Genomic DNA, 17,845 nt, shown 5'->3' on the forward strand with positions numbered 1-17,845 from the left:
AAGCTCATCAAGCGTGCTTTTGTGGATTTTAAAGTCCTGTGGCAAGCCTGCAGCCTTGTTAAAATCAGCTCCCATAAAGCCAGCCCTATCCACTGTGTAGCCATAAGCTTGAAGGTCACTGAAATTTAAAGAGACGAGGCTATTTTGTGAAGAAGTGGTATAAGTAAATTTAGCTGGCTCTTGGCTTGGTTTGTTGCTTTCTTCTTTAACACTTTGCTTTATAAGATCACTAAAATTTAAAAATCTCTCACGTTTGTGTTGTTGCTTAGTGTATGAATTTATATTTGTGCTTAAGATGCTAATATCATTCATGGCTCGCCTCCTAACTTCTTGCTTGATACCAAGCAAAACATATTCCAACCCACAAAAATAAAAAATCAATCAATATAAATAAAATTTGGTCTAGTAGTTTAATTTTATGTTCTATTTGTTGCTATTATTGCCTACTACATAAAAATTGCTATTTACTATTTGTTTATATAAAAAATTAGTTTAAAAATATAATCTCTATTTAAGTAATAGTAAATTCATCTTTCATGTTGTGTTTCAGTTACTAATAAGCATCATCTCAAAAAATATCTTTCAAATATAAGTTTTAGCTCTATGGTGCTAAAACTTATTTAGCACTATCAAGAGATTGATAGTGCTATAAGGTCTTAGCCAGACGGGCGAATAGCCTAAGGGCTATTATAAAAATAAGTCAAATAATGCCAAGAGTCTAGTAGCTTATTTTTATGACTAGAGGCAATAAAATATTAAATAAGATATTTTGTTTATTTTATATTTAATATTTTTACTTTATTTTTATATGAGAAATCAGTCAGTAAATTGATAATGTATATTAACTTTGTAAAATATTTAAAGCATAAATTTCACTATAGCAGGTTACTTTTTTATAAATCAGCCAAATTTAGCCAAGTTGTACAACAAAAGTAGTAGAAATTTAAGATCGTCTATTTTTACGTTCTAACTTTAGTAGAAGTAACACATACTTAGATAAGCCAGCTTAATATAATACCTAACTGGCTTACTGATAAGTAGCAAAAAGAGCCTTGCGAGAGAGTCGCTATCACATTTCTAAGCTAGAGTCTTTTTTGCCAAATATCTCATTTTTTATCTCGGGTAGATGACTATTTATAAAATCCCTGACATTTGGGATAGTGCTTGCCACACTTTTAAAGAAGGTTACCACTTTTTCTTTAAAGACCTTAAGAGTTGTATTTTCATCTTTTAGCTTTTTATTTTCATATGCTAGACTTTGATTTTCATTTTTTAACGATTCATTAGCTTCCATTGCTTGCCCCAGCTCCTCTACCTCTTTTTGTTGTTTGGCAGCTAGTTCTTTATATGTTTTAATTTCTTTTTCTAGCTCTTCTTTTTCTTCTTCCACTTCTATTTTCTTGGCTTCAACACCCTTTAGTCTTGTCAGCTCTTCTTTGTCTGCCTTGGATTGGTTCATAATTTCTTTGCTGTTAAGTATCTGACTTTTATAACCGCGTATAGCTACATCTTTTTGCTTCAAGCTTTCTTTTAGTCCATTAATCTCTTCTTTTTGAGCCAATACTATATCTTTATCCTCAAAAGTCTTATTTAGCTCTTTTAGTTCTAAAACCTCCTTATGTAAGAGTTCATTTTCTAACTCTAACTCATTTTTTCTAGCCAATACTTCACTCTTGTCGGCTAGTTGTTTTTCCAGCTCATCTATCTTATTTTGAAGATCAGTGTCTTTAATTATGGTTATGTTTTGTTTTGTTAAATCATAGATATCTTTACTAATAGTTTTTATAAACTCTTCCATGCCCTCCTTGGATATCTCATAGTGTATCTTGCCAGTGAATGACTTTTTTTCATCAAAAACTTTCCCAACATACTCTTCAAAACTAGAAGTAATATCTTTTTTGAGTGCTTGTTCGCTTTTATAAGATAGCTCTGTTTCATGCATTTGTTTTAGAGTTTTATGAACAGCTTTGCTTCCAACCACGCCTCTTACAGCTATACCACTAAGTGCGTCTGCACCCATATCTTGCATTTCCCTACCATATATAGCCATATTTTTCATATCTCTTCTTATGCAAGCGTGCTTAGTAAAATCATAGTTTGAAAAAAGAATTTGCCAGTGTTTGGTTTTTTCATCATTATGCTCAGCTGCAGCTACACATTCTACGCCGTATTTTTTACAATATTTATTAATAAAATCCTTGGCGTTAGCAATAATGTTTAGCCCATTTATAAACTTGGTCTCTTCTTCGTTGAGTCCTTCATTTTCTTCTTTGGGTCTTTGTGTTCCAAATGTTAAAAGTATCTCCGTAAAAGGGGTCATCTTTTTTGCCATACACGCTTTCTTGACTTGCCGTTTTTATCAGTTATCGTTTGGCTCTCATAGTCTTTTTTGAATAGCAACATCATCTCTTTTAGCTTATTTTCAATATCTTCGTGAGACATGCTACGAGATGACTCTTTTTCTATAAGAACGCCATGGCTATTTTGCACAAAATACCTATTGGCTCTTGTATCCCTTCTTAAATACTTTATATTCTTTGTTTGTTTGGGCTCACGCATGTTGTGACACATTCTATCTATGGCTTTTTCATAGGTGATATTGTCAGTTAGCGTATTTATAACTATTTCATAACCATTTATCTTCATCTTAATATCCTTATTTAGATAAATTTTTAAGGTTATTTTGTAAAAATTCACAGCCTAAAACAAGGAATTCGGTAGGCTTCAGCCCCCTAAAATGCGTGTTTTTTAAAAATACTATGAAATATATAATATAATTTTTGTAGCTTTTAAATTTTCTCTTAGAAATTTAGTCTGGTATAAAATTAAGAAAATAAAATAATAAAAATATAGGGGTTGCGCTCATCATAAAAGAGCACTTTAGATAGGACAAGTTAGCAACATGAAATTAGTTACTAGTAAATCACAGATGACTAAAATTCTAGCTTTATGCTTAGTTAAATTTATCCTTTAGCATCTCGTATACTTCGTTGTTCTCTCTTTTGCCGACAACTAGCACCAATACTACGATCTCGTCATCTTTTACTTGATAGGCCAAGCGGTAGCCGATATCTCTTAGCTTGATCTTATAGACATCTTCGTAGCCTCGTAGCTTGTCCTTGGCAACCTTTGGGTTTTCTAGACGCTCACTTAGCTTCTTTTTAAACTGCACTTTTATGCTACTATCTAGCTTTTGCCACTCTTTTAAAGCGCCTGGTAAGAACTCTAACTCATAGCTCATCTAAGCTTACTTTTACTGGTTTTTCACCACTTGCTAAAGCAGTATCTACTGCTTTACTTAGATGATACTCTTCTATTATCTCTGCCATTTTTTCATAGACAGCACTTGGTACTAGATATGCGCTAGGGACATTGTGGTTTAGTATAGCTACGACATTATCTCCAGCTTGTTTTAAAATTTGAGCTGGAGACTTTTTTAGCTCACTTATGCTAGCTGTAAAATTTGCTTGTATAGTTTGCATTTTTATCCTTTATTTAATACCTAAAATAATACTAAATAAGATATAAAGATAGTCTTAAAAGTTTATGCTTTGAAATTTATCCCTACTCATTATCATACGATACCATCTCTACTTTAGCCTTTAGTGTGTTTGCATTAATAGGCTTGGCGTAAATGTTTAGCAAATTTTATACTGCAAACTTACTATAATAAGGCAATTAAATACAAGTTTTGTGTTATATAAAGAAAGAAAATCGGAGCAAGAAATTCTTCTCCGATTTATGATTGAAGTTTAAGCTGTTTTGATCTCTTGCAATCTATACCATGCGATGATTTGTAAAACAAATGCCACAATCAACAAGATATAACCAATAAATATGAATACAGTAATGGTTCCAACAACCGAACCTATAAAATAGTATAGGAAAAATTTATCGCCAGATATGTTTGAAAGCTCGTTATAGACTTGAAATTCTTTGAAAAATGCATAAATCATACCTACAACGCCCACTAAACCTAAAATGACGCCAAAAATAGCACCTGTCCCACCAGCATTCGCATAGCCAGAACCCATACCAGCAAAGCCTAATGCCCCAGTTATTGCACCGATCGAGATCAGGATAGTTGATGCTACCGCAACAACTAGATATAAGATATAGTTTTTCTTTAGTGTAGGACTGCCAACTTTATCTGATAGCTTAAATATAGCAAACAACATACATAAAAATCCGGCGATAAAAAAGATAAATCCGATGAATGGGATAATGCCCAAAATAGGTAAAGCAGAGCCTGCTAATCCCAGCGTTCTAATGGTAGATAAATCATTGCTTTTAATATCAAAATTTATGTTATCTAAATTTAGATTCATAGATTTTGCTTTTGTGAGATAGATTTGTTTTGCAGTTTGTCCGTCCGCGATAAAATCAACCTCATCGCCTTGTTTTAAAACTATGGCGGCTCCGTCTTTTGCCACCGATGCTACGTCTTCTTGTAGATAAGTAAAACGCTGTTCATCAGCATTTAATATTATGCCAGGAGCTAATACAGTCCCTTTCATGTCTATTCCTTTAAGATTAAGATAAAAAATGCTTATTATAAATTTGTTAAACAAAGTGTTGGCTTAAGTTTATAAGGTATAAAAGATAATTTTATAGAAACTAAATAATGTGGGGGGGGATTATGTATATCTAAGCAGTGACTACTTTATAGCATTAGCTTCTCTTTTTAGTATAACTGGCGACAAAAAAACTTATATAATAGGTCAATCTCTAATTAAATTTTTGAAAAGCAATTAATTTAATTGCGAGAATCTCAGGCTAAAAAATGGATTATGTTTTTAGGCGTTGACTCTTTCTCCTTCTTTCCTCTCCCCAACCATCTCTATAACACTATCATCATAGATCTAAATAAAACAGCAATATAGATACTACTAGAGCTAACTGATCGCAATTGTGATAAAGTAGCTATAAAGTATCTTGAATAGGCAAAGAAAGCGATCATGTGATTTATGATAAAAAATTTAATAGGAAATAGTTTTAAAAATTTTTTGGATTTGCGACATAGTTGTAAATTTAGATAGCAAATATTTTAAATTTTTTATCTAGCTTTTGCCACTCTTTTAAAGCACTTGGTAGAAATTCCAACTCATATCTCATCTAAGCTTACCTTTACTGGTTTCTCGCCATTTGTATAAATCTAAATTTGTGTCAAATAATAATTTTTTAAATAATAAGAAATAGCGAAGAGAAAAACTCTTCGCATAATTGATTATAGGTGATCTTCAGGCGCAGTTGTTGGCATAAAGAATGTAGTTGGAGTAAGATCAAGCGTCTCACCTGATGGGTTGGTAGCTTTTGCCTCAACTGTGTGGTAGTCAAGCATAGAGTCTTTATAATCAACTTTTGCCTCTACGCTCCATTTGCCATTCTCATCAGCTCTTGTTGTTAAAATATCTTGTATCTCAACTGGAGTTCTCGTTTCTGTATTAAAATCATAACCATGATGCTTAACAACTAATGTTATCTCAGCATTTGCTTCTGCTGTGCCCTCAAATGTTGGCTTTCTATCCCCATCAACAGGTCTATAAATAGGACTATAATCGCCTTGCACTTCTGTTAGATCACTAAATTCATCATCATATATGCGCTCTATTGAGAATGCACCATTTTTTGGCGTATAGTTTTTAGGCAAATTTGTAAAACTTGAATTACCAGCAGGGTCAAACACCTGTGTTGTGAAAGAGTATTCACCAGGCACAAAGTGTTCTGGGAAACCATCACCCATTGTAGATTTATCTACTGTGAAGTTGCCATTATCATCAGCTGTTACCTTGCCTTCAAAAACTGTATGAGTTCCACTATCGTCTATTTTGCCTATTCTTACATTTATTTCAGAATTTGGCTCAGTCTTACCACTCATTGATGGCTCAGAATCACTATCGCTCATAGAAATTACATTTTTTCTTATAATGTTATGTGGTAAATCTGTCCACTCTACTGTTGGTTTAGTTGTATCAATAGTAACCTCAGCCCCTTTGCTGCTAAGGCTTCTCTCGCCATCTACAACAGCCACAGTTGTGATAGTGTGCTTTCCATCAGGAAAGTCATTTTGCACCACATACTCCCAAGTGCCATCATCATAGGCTCTTGTTTCATCTATCTTAGTGCCATTGTCATAGATTTCAACTATTGACCCAGCCTCTGCTGTTCCTTTGATAAATGGTCTATTATCATTTGATAGATCACCTATTACATCAGCATTCCATTTGCCACCATACTTGCCATCTATTATTGTTGTAATAGTTGGAGTTGGAATACGGCTAGTTGGGTATATCTCATCAATAGCAGCTGCAATGAGATCAAGAGTGACCGCCTCTGCACCGCCTACGTTTGAAACAGCTGGGGCATTTGCGCTTGCTTGAGATGAAAGGTTAGAAAAATTCGCACTTATATTTGAGTAGTGACCACCCTGTGCAAAGCTAGCAGCACCAAGACTTACTCCGTCACCTCCAGCGTTTCCACCAGCTTGGTTTCCACCAGCTGCAGTCTCTTCTAAAGCGTTAAGGTCTTGACCGCCTAAAATTGCTTTTTGAAGTGAATTTATATCAGCTGTTGTTTGAGAATTTTCACTAACGCTTTGGTCTAAATTTATTGAGTCTTTACCTATTAGGCTTATCTCTTTTCCATCTGCTTTTGCTATTACTACTTTTGCGTCAGTTGTTTCAGTGACTATCTTTTCACCTTGATATACTATGTCACCTACTTTTAATTCTCTGCTTTCGCCTGTTGGGCTTACAGCTTTTACGCTTCCTTGCGTTACATTTTTTACTACGCCTATTTCCTTTGACATGTGTCTCCCTTTTTAAATTTTTTCTTAAATTTAGCGGTTTTATTAAAATCAAACCATTGTACTTCGGTACAGTTGTGACATATTTATGACTGAAAATTTTGCAAATTTAGATTTTGTGGGGGTTTGGGTGGTTGGGAAAATTTAGATATTGCAAAGAAATTTAGATCAAATTCCTTTGCAAATTTGGATTTACTTCACAAAAAACTCTTGTGCTAGCTTTTTATCTTCAGGCCTAATAATAAATTTCTCATTAGCGATACTAACTTCAAATTCATCATCTTGGCTAGCTTTTGTATAAGCTAGTGCGAGCCTTGCGGCAAGCTCTTTGTCAGCTTGGCTAGCATTTTTGCTTATAAAACTAACAGCTCCCACGATGTCGTCGCTCTCTTTAAATTTAACCTGCTCAAATTTATCATTTGGGTGAGTTAAAAGTGCGTTATTGTCGCTCTCATCACGTCCTATTATCATTTTTGCGCCTTCAAGCAAGCGCAGATGCCTACCAAGCTTTAGCCACACGACATCGATATCTCGCATCTCTTTATCAAATTTTAAGTAGTCTTTTATCTTAACTGCAAAGCTCTCGATCGTTAGCAAACAGCCACCTCCAGGAGTTGCAAAGTCCTCAAAGCCAAATTCCTTCGCCAAAGCAAGCTGCGGCTTTCTATCGCGCCCGCTTATGTCAAGTAGCTTCTCTCTATCGACCCAACCCTCGCGCTCTGGCTTAGTTGGTGGCAAGAGCTTGGCACACATCGGACGAAGCACTAGATCATCCTCATCATCAGCTAAGCGCTTAACCTGAAAGAGTGCATCTCTGCGCTGGCTCATCGGCCTTTGCCCTACGACTTCGCCCGTGATTATAAAATTTGCATTTTCGCTTTTTAGCATATTTAAAGCGGTTTTAAACATATATCCGTGGCAGTCGATGCAAGGGTTAAACTGCTTGCCGTAGCCGTATTTTGGGTTAAAAAGCACGTCACGAAGATACTCGTTTCTCATATCAACCACCTTTAGGCTAGCCCCAGCCAAGGTTGCACGGCGCCTTAAAACTTCGTGCTTCTCCTCATCCACGCCAAATCCAGTATCCATATAAAGTGCGACCACTTCGATACCCTGGTCGCTTATTATTTTCATAGAGAGCATGCTATCAAGCCCTCCGCTAAACAAAGCTAAAGCCTTCATTTTTATCCTGAAAGTAAAATTTAAAGCCTAAATTTACTAAATCTAGGCTTTTATGAAGTTTATTTAGCAGCGTTAATTACGATTTTTTTGATCACTTCGCTTGCGGCTTTTAGGCTGCTAACTGGCAAGTACTCGAAGATAGAGTGAAAGTTATTTCCCCCTGTGAATAAATTTAGCGTTGGCACACCCTTTGCAGAGATCGCGGCGCCGTCATATCCGCCACGCATCGGCTTTATGTTTGGCATGATATTTAGCTCACTAAAGGCATCTTTTGCTAGTTTTATAGGCAGTGAGTTTTCATCTTTTAAAAACTTAAAGACATTTTCATAGCGTGTTTTTAGCGTGATCTCACAGCACTGCCCATAAATTTTGTTAAAAGAATTTGCCATATCACTTAAAAACTCGAGCCTTTTTTGAAATTTAGGCTCGTCAAATTCTCTTATGTCGATCTTGAGCGTCGTTTTTGCGCTGTTTCCGCTAAGCTCTTTCACCCAGAAATAGCCCTCTTTGCCCTCGGTGCACTCTGGCACTTCGCCACCTGGCAAAAGCGAGATAAATTTATGCGCAAGAAGTAGCGAATTTACAAGCTTGCCCTTTGCGTTCATCGGATGAGCCGAAACGCCTTTAAAGACCATCGTGCAGTCAGCTGCGTTCCAGTTTTCGTATATTAGCTCGCCTATCTCGCAGCAGTCTAAGCAGTAGCCAAAGTCAGCTCCAAGCAAATTTACGTCAAGCGCCTTTGCGCCAAGCAAGCCCTGCTCCTCATCAGGCACAAAGCAGATCACGATCTTGCCGTGCTTTACATCAGGATTTTGCATGAAAAAGCTAGCCATATTTACGATACTAGCGATCGCAGCTTTATCGTCAGCACCAAGCAAGCTAGTGCCGTCAGTCACGACTATATCATCGCCAATGTATTTTTTAAGCTCTGGATTGTCGCTAAATTTAAGATAAATTCCCTGCTCTTCGTTTAGGCAGATGTCGCCGCCTGTGTATTTTACTATCTTAGCTTTTGTGTCGTTTTTTTGCTCGCTACTTGTATCTAAGTGCGCAAAAAAGGCGATACTTGGGGCGTTTTCGCAGTTTGCAGGGATCTTTGCTATCAAGATAGCATTCTCTTGCAAGATGATATCTTTTATGCCAAGCGAGCTAAGCTCGTCTTTGATAAATTTGGCTAGCTCATACTCGGTTGGATTAGAAGGCATGATGCCTTTTAATCCATTCTCTTTATTTGTCGTGGTGTTAAATTTCGTATAGTTTATAAATCTCTCTACGATATCCATCTTTCATCCTTAGATGACGAAAAATGCTATAACCACAACAGAGAGAAACATGCCTAAAAACGTTCTTTTTGCAAGCTCAACTGGGCTAACCATAGCAATGCCCGCACAAACGATAGCAGCACCAGCGATCGGAGAAGCTGAACGTCCAAGTGAGCCTGCGATTGCTGCAGCCATACCAAGCTTATCTTGCTCAAAGCCAAGAGCAGCAGCATTTGTTGTAACAGCTTCGTTAAATGCAAATGTAGCAGCGTCGCCTGAGCCTGTAACTATACCCATGATAAATGGCACAAATGTTCCGCCAAATTTAACGTAGCTTTGATCAGTTTTTAACCATGCGATGACCACATCAACAGCTCCACATGCCTTTAGACCTGCGACAAAGACGCCAGCTGCGATGATGATACCGATAACATCAGCGTAAGCGTGACCCATGCCGTTAAAGAACTCTTTTGTGATCTTTTGTGGGTTTGTAAGGGTAGCAAAGATAGCTATGATAGCACCAAGTATCATCGCCTCAGCAACGCCCATCTTTGTCCATGCCAAAAAGCTGTAGTCTTTTGCAAGGCTTGTTCCACCAATAATCAAGATGACAAGTGGGACAAGTGGCATAAGAGCGTAGATCAAATTTACTTTAAACGCTGACTTCTCTTCGCTAGCAGCACCGCTTTCGATAGTGAAATTTGTACCTTTTTGATAGTCTTTAAATAATATTGCGACGATAGTTAGCATGACAACTACGATAACAAGAGCTGTAAATGCGCTAGGAATTTGCACTTTTATGATGTCTTGAACTGTGTAGCCCTCAACTGTCTTTTTAACAAGGTCAGCCACATATATGTTGTGCGCAGAGCCTGGGCTTAGGACTGAGCCAAATGTACCTGCAAAAACAGCCGCACCAGCCATCGCAGGGCGAACGCCTGAAGCCATTAGAAGCGGTATAAGTGTCGCACCAACAGCAGCCGAGCATCCAGCAGCTGAAGGGATAGCGATATTTATAAAGTAAGTTAGCACGGTTGTTACAGGGATCAAGATAAATCCCACGTTTTTAAGTGGCTTTGTAAGAAGCGCAACAAGGTGCTTATCGCACATTGTATATTTCATAACAAACGCAAAACCCATACTAGCACATATAGCCTTTATAAGACCAGCTTTTGTCATATAGTCAGTAAAAGCACTTAGTGCCCCCATCGGTTTTAGTGCGATTATACAAAGCACCAAACCAACACCTATTAGCACCGTTCTTGTCTCTTTTTTTAAGACTAGAAGTGCTACAACTGCAACGATGCCAAGAATGGCAGCGATTAGCTTGAATGATTCCATACCTCTCTCCTTGTTTAGATTTTAAATTTAGTTCCAACTTCTATTTTTTCTATCTCTTTTTGATACTCAAATTTTAAAATTTCGCTATATCCTATGACCTCGGCTTCGCTACCCGCTATGAGCAAAGCCGTGCCCTCAGGCAACGCGTAGATAGTATCTTTTGGATTTGCTATTAAAAACTCTTCTAGCCTCTCCTCCCTGCTCTCGCCGTTATGTCCTGCTAGCTTGCCACTTATGAAGTGCGGATTGATCTGATATGGGAAGATATTTAGGCTATCAAATGACTTTGGCATGATGATAGGCATATCATTTGTCGTCATCATCGTCTTGCCGGCGATATTTGCGCCAGCTGACCAGCCAAAGTACTTTGCGCCGTTTGCCACAGCTTCTTTTATAGGCTCAATTAAATTTAGCTTATAAAGCGTGTAAAGAAGCATAAAGGTATTGCCGCCGCCAACTGCGATACTGCTGGCATTTTTGATAGCTGAAATTTTATCCTCGTAGTGGTGGATCGATTTTATATTTTTATTTTTTAGACGGTCGATCACCTTTTGCTCGTATTCGTCATTTGTTCGTCTAACTCCAGCATAAGGGATAAATAAAATTTCCTCCTTGCCGCTCTCGCCCAAGAAGTCCTTAACCCAGTTTTTGCAGTGTCTCAAGTAGCCAGTATCTTGGTAGCTTGAAGCGCTGATTAGTAAAGCATTTTTCATTTTTTAGCTCCATTTAGTTTGTAAGCAGCCCTTAGATATATATCAACCCCAGCGACCAAACACTCCTCGTCAAAGTCAAATTTGCTGTTATGATGTCCTGCTTTTAAATTTGTACCGATCATCATATAGCCGCTCTTTGCGCCCCTATCTTGCAAAGCTCTCATAAAGTGAGCGAAGTCCTCGCAAGCGCCAAAGTCAAGCTCTTTAACGATCTTATCATCATCTATAAATGGACTTTGCTTTGCTGCTTCATAGAAAATTTCAGTCACCTCTTTGTCGCTATTTGCTCCGCTTGTGCCCCCAGTCATCACGACTTTGCTATCGACGCCGTAAATTTCGCTCACACCTTTTACGATATCCATGCATTTTTTATACATAAACTCATTTAAATTTGTATCCTCGCCCCTTGTTTCGCAGGCTAGATAGCCATTTGGTGCTATGACGTTTCTGCCCTCGCCTGCTCTTAAAACGCCCACATTTATCCTAGTCACGCCCTTTGCGTGCCTTGTGATACCATGCATATTTAGAGCCATTTGAGCAGCGGCTAAAAGGGCGTTTGCTCCTTCCTGCGGCGCTCCTGCTGCGTGGGCTGAGCGACCAGTGATATGCACGTCAAATTTTGAAGTTGCAAGCAGTTTGTTTGTGCCACAAACTATGCCCCCATTTGTTTCTGCTTGAAAGCCGATGTGTCCGCCAAGCAGGTACTCAACCCCATCAAGCACCCCAGCAGCCTCCATAGCCACAGCGCCTCTTGTGCCCTCTTCTGCGGTTTGAAATATAAATTTAAATTTGCCATTAAAATCGTCTAAATTTTTAGCGATCAGCTTTGCAAGTGCTAGACCCATCGCCATGTGTCCATCGTGCCCACAAGCGTGCGTGATACCAGCGATATCTGAGCCAAAGCCCTCTTTACAAGGTCTATGAGCAGCCTCTGCACTCTCTGTCACATCAACACTATCGATGTCAAATCTAAAAGCGCTAAATTTACCAGGTCTTTTTGTGTCGATAAAAGCAGTTAGCCCAGTTAGGCCATCTTTCATGCATTCAAGGTATTTTGCCTCATCAGGATTTAAAAGACTTTTTGCTCGCTCGATCGCCTTTTGACACTGCTCTTTGCTGCCAACGCCAAGCCTTGCATCGCTTTTTACGACCTCTTCGCCAAGCTTCACCTCATATCCTAGCTCGCTAAGTCTTTTTGCCAAAACCGCAGTCGTAAAAAAGGTAAACCAGCCAGTTTCTGGGTGCGAGTGAAAGTATCTGCGATCTTTGATCATATCCTCTTTTAAAGATAGTGCTAATTTTGCTATTTTGTCCATGACTACTCCTCGTTTGAAAGTCTTATTAGTGCGTTTGTTAAAATTTTAGTTGCTGCTACGGCGTCTTTAAAATTTATCGCCTCTTTGGTGTTGTGACTGATGCCATCCACGCAAGGGATAAAGAGCATGCCAACGCTGTTTGCAAGCTTTGTTAAATTCATCGCATCATGCCCAGCCCCACTTGGCAAAGTAAGAGTTTTTATGCCAAGCTTTCTGGCTTCATATTCAAGTAAATTTATGGCATGTTCGCTTAGTTTTACTGGCTCGTCGTTACTTAGCTCTCTTATCTCGTAGCTAAATTTAAGCTCACGGCTTAGCTCACCCACAAAATTTCTCAGCTCTAAATTTAGCTCCTCTAAGCTCGCCTTATCGATATCTCTTAGATCAACGCCAAGCCTTGCCTCGCCTGGCACGACGTTTAAAACGCCTGGTTTTGCATGCACGTAGCCAACGGTCGCGACAGCTGTTTTTTTGTTTTTGGCAAATTTATTGGCTGCGATTATGATGTGTGAGGCAGCAAGCAGGGCGTCACTACGCATATTCATAGGAGTTGCGCCGCTGTGATCAGCCTTGCCATGTATTGTGATCTCAAATCTAATTGGAGCTGCGATCCCGCTTACCACGCCAACGCTTATAGCACTTCGCTCAAGCACTGGGCCTTGCTCGATATGAAGCTCTAAGTATGCGTGTAGGGAGTTTTCTTTTAGGATGGCTTCGTCTAAATTTTGTGGTTTAAACCCAGCCGCACTCATCGCCTCAAAAAGCGAGATGCCATCTTCATCTTTTAGCTCATGAAGCCTTTGCTGGCTTAGTTTGCCGCTTATTATCTTGCTGCCGATAGTGGCTGTCTTAAAGCGGCTTGACTCCTCACAGCTAAAATTTATGAGCCAAAGTGGGCGCTTTAGCTTGATGCCAGCCTCTTTTATCGCAGTTAGCGCCTCAAGACCAGCCATGACGCCAAGTGTGCCGTCATAAAAGCCACCATTTGGCACGCTATCTATGTGAGAGCCCACGCAAACTGGCTTCGCGTCCGCCTCGCAGCCATCATCATAGATAGCGAAGATGTTGCCGACATTGTCAATTTTAAGTTTAAAGCCATTTTTTTCTATCAAATTTATAAGAAATTTTCTTGCTTCAAGGTCCTCTTTGCTAAAGGCTAGCCTTGTCAGCCCTCCACCTTTTAGCGCTCCAAACTCGCTTATAGCGTTAAAATTTCTCTCAAATCTTTTAGCGTCTATCATCATAAATCCTTAAAATATAAAGCCAATCTTAAAAAGATTTATTACTTTAAGCATTTTACATTTTGTTTTATGATTTGAAGCTGAAAAAGTGTGAGTTTTTAAATTTTATAAAGCTGAGTCTTGAGATCTTTGATGATAAAGAGCAGTTTTTCTAAAATTTCTATCTTATTTGGGTTGTCTGAGCCTTTTAAAATTTGCTGTTCGTTCTCGTAAAATGCGATTTGCATATTTAAAATAGCCTTTTGCAAAGTGGTTGGATCGATGATCTCATGGATATTTTCGTCCATTAAAATTTCTCTAACCATCTGCTCATCGCTCACGTCGTATCTATAAAGGATGGCGTTTAGATACTCAGGATGCTTTATAAAGTATCTAGCTCCAAGCTTTGAGAGTATCTCATCTCTGTAGTTTGGGTTATTTAGCATGGTTTTAAAAAGAGCAAACTCGAGTGGGTCTTTGTTCATCACAGCTGGCACCTCATCTACCATGACAGAGTTGCTAAATTCATCTTTATCTTTTTTTCTAAACTCTTTTTTAAATTTATATTCATTTTTTGACTTCTGCTTTAGTCCAAACCTATCTGCCACACTTTGTGGAGTTAGGTTAAATCTTGCCGCTACTTCTGTTACATACGAGCTTGCTATCTCCTCTCCAAGCTCGTCCATATAGGCTTTTATCTCGCTTAGGCAGTTATCTCTTTGCATTGAGCGGGTTATATCATACTTTTGCATGATCTTTTCTATATAAAATTTCACCGCGTCCTCGCCTGAGCCAAAGAGCTCATTAAGCTCCTTTATCTTGCCTGCAAAGACCATATCAGCAGGATCTGCGCCGTTACTTATGATGACTACTTTTGTATCTATCTTATTTATGCTTAGCAGGTGAGCCGACTTTATGGCTGCATTTATGCCAGCGCCATCGCCATCAAAGCAAAGTACTACGCTTATCTCGCCCCTTTTTAAAAGTGGCAAGTGACTTGTTGTAAGTGCTGTCCCAAGCACGGCAACAGCATTTGTAAAACCAGCGTAGTGAAGCATAATGACGTCAAGGTAGCCTTCAGTGATTATTATCTGTTTTTTCTCAAAGATACTTTGCTTAGCCAGGTGGTAGCCATAGAGTAGCTTTGACTTGTCAAATACCGCACTTTGAGGCGAATTTACATATTTTGCAGGGTGATCTGAGATCGTTCTGCCGCCAAAGCCAACAAGCCTTGTCGTGTGCGAGTAGATGGGAAATGTTATGCGCTCGATAAAACTAGCATAAATTCCCTTCTCATTTTGCTTTAATATGCCAACTTCAAGCGCCTCTTTAGGCTCGATATTTTCATTTTGCAAAAGCCTAATGGTGCTTTTACTATCCCCAGCCCAGCCAAGCTCAAATTTCTCGATCATCGCATCATTTATACCGCGCGACTTGATATATCTAATGGCTGCTTCATTTTTGTAAAACTCGCTTCTATAAAAGGCATTTACCTTTTCTAAAATGTGCTTATTTTCTTTTTGCGTTGGCACCTTGTCATTTGTGTATTCAAGGCTAAAATTTGAAATTTGAGCGATCTTTTCTATCGCCTCTGGGTAAGTAAGCTTTTCATAATCCATCACAAATTTGACCGCATCTCCGCCAGCCTTGCAGGCAAAGCAGTGATACATCTGCTTGTTTTGATTTATGCTCATGCTCGGGTTTTTGTCGTCGTGAAACGGACAGACACACTTGTAGCTTGAGCCCATCTTTTTAACAGGGATATACTGCTCGATGATATTAACAATGTCTATTTGGTTTTTTAATTTTTCAATGGATTTTGGATCTATCATAAGCAAAATTATACAACTGCTTTGTTATAATTAAAGTAAAATTTTATTACAAAGTATAAGCGTGGATATTTTTTTCATTGGACACAGAGATCCGATATTTAGCCTTATTATTCTATTTAGTATCATCTTGATGATCGCAGCTTTAAGCTATGCTTGGGGTATATTTTCTAGCAAAGATGAGAAAAAACGTATCGAGAAATTTATAAAGAAATTTGACAGCAAAGATGGCATAAGCGACGAGCACAAGCAGATGCTAAAAAGCCCAGAAGTAGATATACCAAGCCTTAGCATGCTAGGTCAGACCTTCGCTAAAAATGGCGACTTTGAAAAATCGATCGGCGTCTATCTAATCGCGCTTAGCAAGGTAAAAGATAAAAACGAGAAAGAATTTATCCTAAACGAGCTTGGAGAGGTATATTTTAAGGCTGGATTTTTAAAAAAAGCTAGCGAAATCTTTGAAAAAGCGCTTGAGCTAAGCCCTAGAAATGTCCTCGCGCTGCGCTTTTTAACGATGATAGATGAGAAGCTTAAAAACTACAAAGAAGCGCTTTATGCACTAAATTCTCTTGAAGAGCTTGGAACAAATGTAAAAGATCAAAAGGCCTATATAAAAGCGATTAGCACGCTTGATGATAGAAATTTAAGCTTTAGCGAAAAGATAGAAATTCTCTCGCACCTTAGCCAAAATTTTGAGCTTTTAAAGCGCATGATCTTAGCACTTTTCATAAGACACAATGAAAATTTAGAAAATTTAAAAGATTTTGCCAAATTTGAAGATGTGCTAGACCTGCTTTACAACCTAAAAACGCCTATAAATTTAAGCGATCCAAAATACAAATCCCTCTTTTACGCAAAGGGCGATATAGATGAGCCATGTGAAATTTACAGCTTTGAGCTAAATGCCATAAAAAGGCTAAAAGACGCTAAATTTGATGCAGCTGGGCTAAGCTTTAACTACGTTTGCAAAAACTGCAAAAACTCATTTCCTATGCACTTTTACCGCTGTCCGGTCTGTCACGAGCTAGGAAGTGTGAAAATTTTATCCCACATCACAGAAAAATCAAGTGAAGATAGTAACACTTTTTAGCGACGGCTCGTGCCTTGGAAACCCTGGAGCTGGTGGCTGGGCTTACATTTTGAGATATAACGAAGCGCAGAAAAAAGCAAGTGGTGGCGAGGCATATACGACAAATAACCAAATGGAGCTAAAAGCTGCGATAATGGGGCTAAAAGCGCTAAAAGAGCCATGCGAGGTAAGGCTCTTTACCGATAGCTCATACGTGGCAAATAGCATAAATGAGTGGCTTGCAAACTGGCAAAAGAGAAATTTTAAAAATGTAAAAAATGTCGAGCTTTGGCAGGAGTATTTAGAAATTTCAAAGCCGCATAAAGTCGTAGCTAGCTGGGTTAAGGGGCATGCTGGACACCCTGAAAACGAGGAGTGCGACCAGATGGCAAGAAACGAGGCATTAAAAATAAAAGATGAGAATAAGATATGAAAAATTTAGAAGAATTTGAACGTAATCTTGGCTATAAATTTAAAAAATATGAGCTTTTAGAAGAGGCGCTAACACACAAGAGCACCAAGCAGGCGTTAAATAACGAAAGGCTCGAGTTTTTGGGCGATGCGGTGATGGATCTGCTCGTGGCTGAGTATCTTTTTAAGAAATTTAGCAAGATCGCAGAGGGCGATATGAGCAAACTTCGCGCCGCACTTGTAAATGAAAAAAGCTTTGCAAATATGGCTAGACGGCTAAATATGGGCGAGTTTTTAAGGCTTAGCCAAGCTGAAGAAAACAACGGCGGCAGAGAGAAAGATAGCATTTTAAGCGACGCATTTGAGGCGGTGATGGGCGCTATCTACCTAGAGGCTGGACTTGATAAAGTGCGAGAAATTTCGATCGCCTTGCTTGAGCTTTGCTATCCGCAGATCGACTTTGCGCACCTTGAAAAGGACTACAAAACAGCCCTTCAAGAGGTCACTCAAGCAACCCTTGGTGTCATACCAAGCTACGAGCTCATAGGCTCATTTGGCCCTGATCATAAGAAAGAATTTGAGATAGCCTTGCTACTAAATGGCAAGGAAATTTCACGTGCCGTTGGAAGCTCGAAAAAGCAAGCCCAACAGCTCGCAGCAAAAATTGCACTAGAAAAAATCAAAAAATAGGATAAAT

General features: G+C 38.7%; 16 protein-coding genes and 1 pseudogene. 3 read left to right on the plus strand and 14 right to left on the minus strand.

What is annotated here, in order from left to right; all coding sequences use genetic code 11:
- The 14 genes and pseudogenes from UNSWCS_RS09185 to dnaG all read right to left on the minus strand — a co-directional run.
- Nucleotides 1–312, minus strand: a pseudogene (locus tag UNSWCS_RS09185) (flagellar biosynthesis protein FlgG); the annotation flags it as partial.
- A gap of 757 nt (nucleotides 313–1,069) precedes the next feature.
- A complete protein-coding gene (locus UNSWCS_RS09190; RefSeq protein ID WP_035143834.1) occupies nucleotides 1,070–2,332 on the minus strand; it encodes a hypothetical protein in 1,263 nt (420 codons plus the stop codon).
- Nucleotides 2,317–2,646, minus strand: a complete 330-nt coding sequence (locus UNSWCS_RS09195) for a hypothetical protein (RefSeq protein WP_021088291.1) — start codon at nucleotides 2,644–2,646, stop codon at nucleotides 2,317–2,319. Before UNSWCS_RS09195 ends, UNSWCS_RS09190 begins: the two co-directional genes overlap by 16 nt.
- A gap of 307 nt (nucleotides 2,647–2,953) precedes the next feature.
- Entirely contained in the window at nucleotides 2,954–3,241 is a 288-nt protein-coding gene (locus UNSWCS_RS09200; RefSeq protein WP_021088304.1) for a type II toxin-antitoxin system RelE family toxin, read from the minus strand.
- Nucleotides 3,231–3,482: a type II toxin-antitoxin system Phd/YefM family antitoxin gene (locus tag UNSWCS_RS09205; RefSeq protein ID WP_021088296.1), complete on the minus strand. Its 252-nt coding sequence runs from the start codon at nucleotides 3,480–3,482 to the stop codon at nucleotides 3,231–3,233. The genes UNSWCS_RS09200 and UNSWCS_RS09205 overlap by 11 nt, the downstream gene beginning before the upstream one ends.
- Before the next feature lie 270 nt (nucleotides 3,483–3,752).
- A complete protein-coding gene (locus tag UNSWCS_RS09210; RefSeq protein ID WP_021088284.1) occupies nucleotides 3,753–4,517 on the minus strand; it encodes a DUF996 domain-containing protein in 765 nt (254 codons plus the stop codon).
- A gap of 710 nt (nucleotides 4,518–5,227) precedes the next feature.
- Complete coding sequence (locus tag UNSWCS_RS11550) at nucleotides 5,228–6,808, minus strand: retention module-containing protein (RefSeq protein ID WP_021088301.1); 1,581 nt, start codon at nucleotides 6,806–6,808, stop codon at nucleotides 5,228–5,230.
- Between the two features lie 189 nt (nucleotides 6,809–6,997).
- Nucleotides 6,998–7,987: an argininosuccinate synthase domain-containing protein gene (locus UNSWCS_RS09220; protein ID WP_021088307.1), complete on the minus strand. Its 990-nt coding sequence runs from the start codon at nucleotides 7,985–7,987 to the stop codon at nucleotides 6,998–7,000.
- A 59-nt stretch (nucleotides 7,988–8,046) separates the two neighbouring features.
- Nucleotides 8,047–9,270 carry a peptidase T gene (gene pepT, locus UNSWCS_RS09225; protein ID WP_021088269.1) on the minus strand — a complete coding sequence of 408 codons (1,224 nt, stop codon included), beginning with the start codon at nucleotides 9,268–9,270 and terminating at the stop codon, nucleotides 8,047–8,049.
- Nucleotides 9,271–9,279: 9 nt separating this feature from the next.
- Nucleotides 9,280–10,590 (minus strand): C4-dicarboxylate transporter DcuC, encoded by a 1,311-nt coding sequence (dcuC, locus tag UNSWCS_RS09230; protein ID WP_021088318.1) that lies wholly within the window; start codon nucleotides 10,588–10,590, stop codon nucleotides 9,280–9,282.
- 14 nt (nucleotides 10,591–10,604) lie between these two features.
- On the minus strand, nucleotides 10,605–11,303 hold the full coding sequence (gene pepE / locus UNSWCS_RS09235; protein WP_021088305.1) for a dipeptidase PepE: 699 nt from the start codon (nucleotides 11,301–11,303) through the stop codon (nucleotides 10,605–10,607).
- Nucleotides 11,300–12,619 (minus strand): amidohydrolase, encoded by a 1,320-nt coding sequence (locus UNSWCS_RS09240; protein WP_021088288.1) that lies wholly within the window; start codon nucleotides 12,617–12,619, stop codon nucleotides 11,300–11,302. The genes pepE and UNSWCS_RS09240 overlap by 4 nt, the downstream gene beginning before the upstream one ends.
- Nucleotides 12,620–12,621: 2 nt before the next feature.
- A complete protein-coding gene (locus tag UNSWCS_RS09245) occupies nucleotides 12,622–13,860 on the minus strand; it encodes a M20 family metallo-hydrolase (protein ID WP_021088276.1) in 1,239 nt (412 codons plus the stop codon).
- Nucleotides 13,861–13,958: 98 nt separating this feature from the next.
- Nucleotides 13,959–15,671, minus strand: coding sequence for a DNA primase (dnaG, locus tag UNSWCS_RS09250; protein WP_035143835.1), 1,713 nt, complete (start codon nucleotides 15,669–15,671; stop codon nucleotides 13,959–13,961).
- Between the two features lie 61 nt (nucleotides 15,672–15,732).
- On the opposite strand from dnaG, the gene UNSWCS_RS09255 reads away from it, so the two are divergent.
- From UNSWCS_RS09255 to rnc, 3 genes are read left to right on the plus strand one after another with little or no spacing between them, the layout of a single operon-like run.
- Entirely contained in the window at nucleotides 15,733–16,758 is a 1,026-nt protein-coding gene (locus tag UNSWCS_RS09255; protein WP_035143836.1) for a tetratricopeptide repeat protein, read from the plus strand.
- Nucleotides 16,736–17,170: a ribonuclease HI gene (gene rnhA, locus UNSWCS_RS09260; RefSeq protein ID WP_021088313.1), complete on the plus strand. Its 435-nt coding sequence runs from the start codon at nucleotides 16,736–16,738 to the stop codon at nucleotides 17,168–17,170. The genes UNSWCS_RS09255 and rnhA overlap by 23 nt, the downstream gene beginning before the upstream one ends.
- Nucleotides 17,167–17,838 (plus strand): ribonuclease III, encoded by a 672-nt coding sequence (gene rnc / locus UNSWCS_RS09265; RefSeq protein ID WP_021088317.1) that lies wholly within the window; start codon nucleotides 17,167–17,169, stop codon nucleotides 17,836–17,838. The genes rnhA and rnc overlap by 4 nt, the downstream gene beginning before the upstream one ends.
- Nucleotides 17,839–17,845 lie beyond the last annotated feature (7 nt).

This window comes from Campylobacter concisus UNSWCS (assembly GCF_000466685.1).
GTDB classification, from domain to species: Bacteria; Campylobacterota; Campylobacteria; order Campylobacterales; family Campylobacteraceae; genus Campylobacter_A; species Campylobacter_A concisus_A.

Excerpts from the sequence above, each read along its gene's own strand:
- UNSWCS_RS09190 (WP_035143834.1), bottom strand. The coding sequence starts at position 2,332 with ATGGCAAAAAAGATGACCCCTTTTACGGAGATACTTTTAACATTTGGA.
- UNSWCS_RS09195 (WP_021088291.1), bottom strand. The coding sequence starts at position 2,646 with ATGAAGATAAATGGTTATGAAATAGTTATAAATACGCTAACTGACAAT.
- UNSWCS_RS09200 (WP_021088304.1), bottom strand. The coding sequence starts at position 3,241 with ATGAGCTATGAGTTAGAGTTCTTACCAGGCGCTTTAAAAGAGTGGCAA.
- UNSWCS_RS09205 (WP_021088296.1), bottom strand. The coding sequence starts at position 3,482 with ATGCAAACTATACAAGCAAATTTTACAGCTAGCATAAGTGAGCTAAAA.
- UNSWCS_RS09210 (WP_021088284.1), bottom strand. The coding sequence starts at position 4,517 with ATGAAAGGGACTGTATTAGCTCCTGGCATAATATTAAATGCTGATGAA.
- UNSWCS_RS11550 (WP_021088301.1), bottom strand. The coding sequence starts at position 6,808 with ATGTCAAAGGAAATAGGCGTAGTAAAAAATGTAACGCAAGGAAGCGTA.
- UNSWCS_RS09220 (WP_021088307.1), bottom strand. The coding sequence starts at position 7,987 with ATGAAGGCTTTAGCTTTGTTTAGCGGAGGGCTTGATAGCATGCTCTCT.
- pepT (WP_021088269.1), bottom strand. The coding sequence starts at position 9,270 with ATGGATATCGTAGAGAGATTTATAAACTATACGAAATTTAACACCACG.
- dcuC (WP_021088318.1), bottom strand. The coding sequence starts at position 10,590 with ATGGAATCATTCAAGCTAATCGCTGCCATTCTTGGCATCGTTGCAGTT.
- pepE (WP_021088305.1), bottom strand. The coding sequence starts at position 11,303 with ATGAAAAATGCTTTACTAATCAGCGCTTCAAGCTACCAAGATACTGGC.
- UNSWCS_RS09240 (WP_021088288.1), bottom strand. The coding sequence starts at position 12,619 with ATGGACAAAATAGCAAAATTAGCACTATCTTTAAAAGAGGATATGATC.
- UNSWCS_RS09245 (WP_021088276.1), bottom strand. The coding sequence starts at position 13,860 with ATGATAGACGCTAAAAGATTTGAGAGAAATTTTAACGCTATAAGCGAG.
- dnaG (WP_035143835.1), bottom strand. The coding sequence starts at position 15,671 with ATGATAGATCCAAAATCCATTGAAAAATTAAAAAACCAAATAGACATT.
- rnc (WP_021088317.1), top strand. The coding sequence starts at position 17,167 with ATGAAAAATTTAGAAGAATTTGAACGTAATCTTGGCTATAAATTTAAA.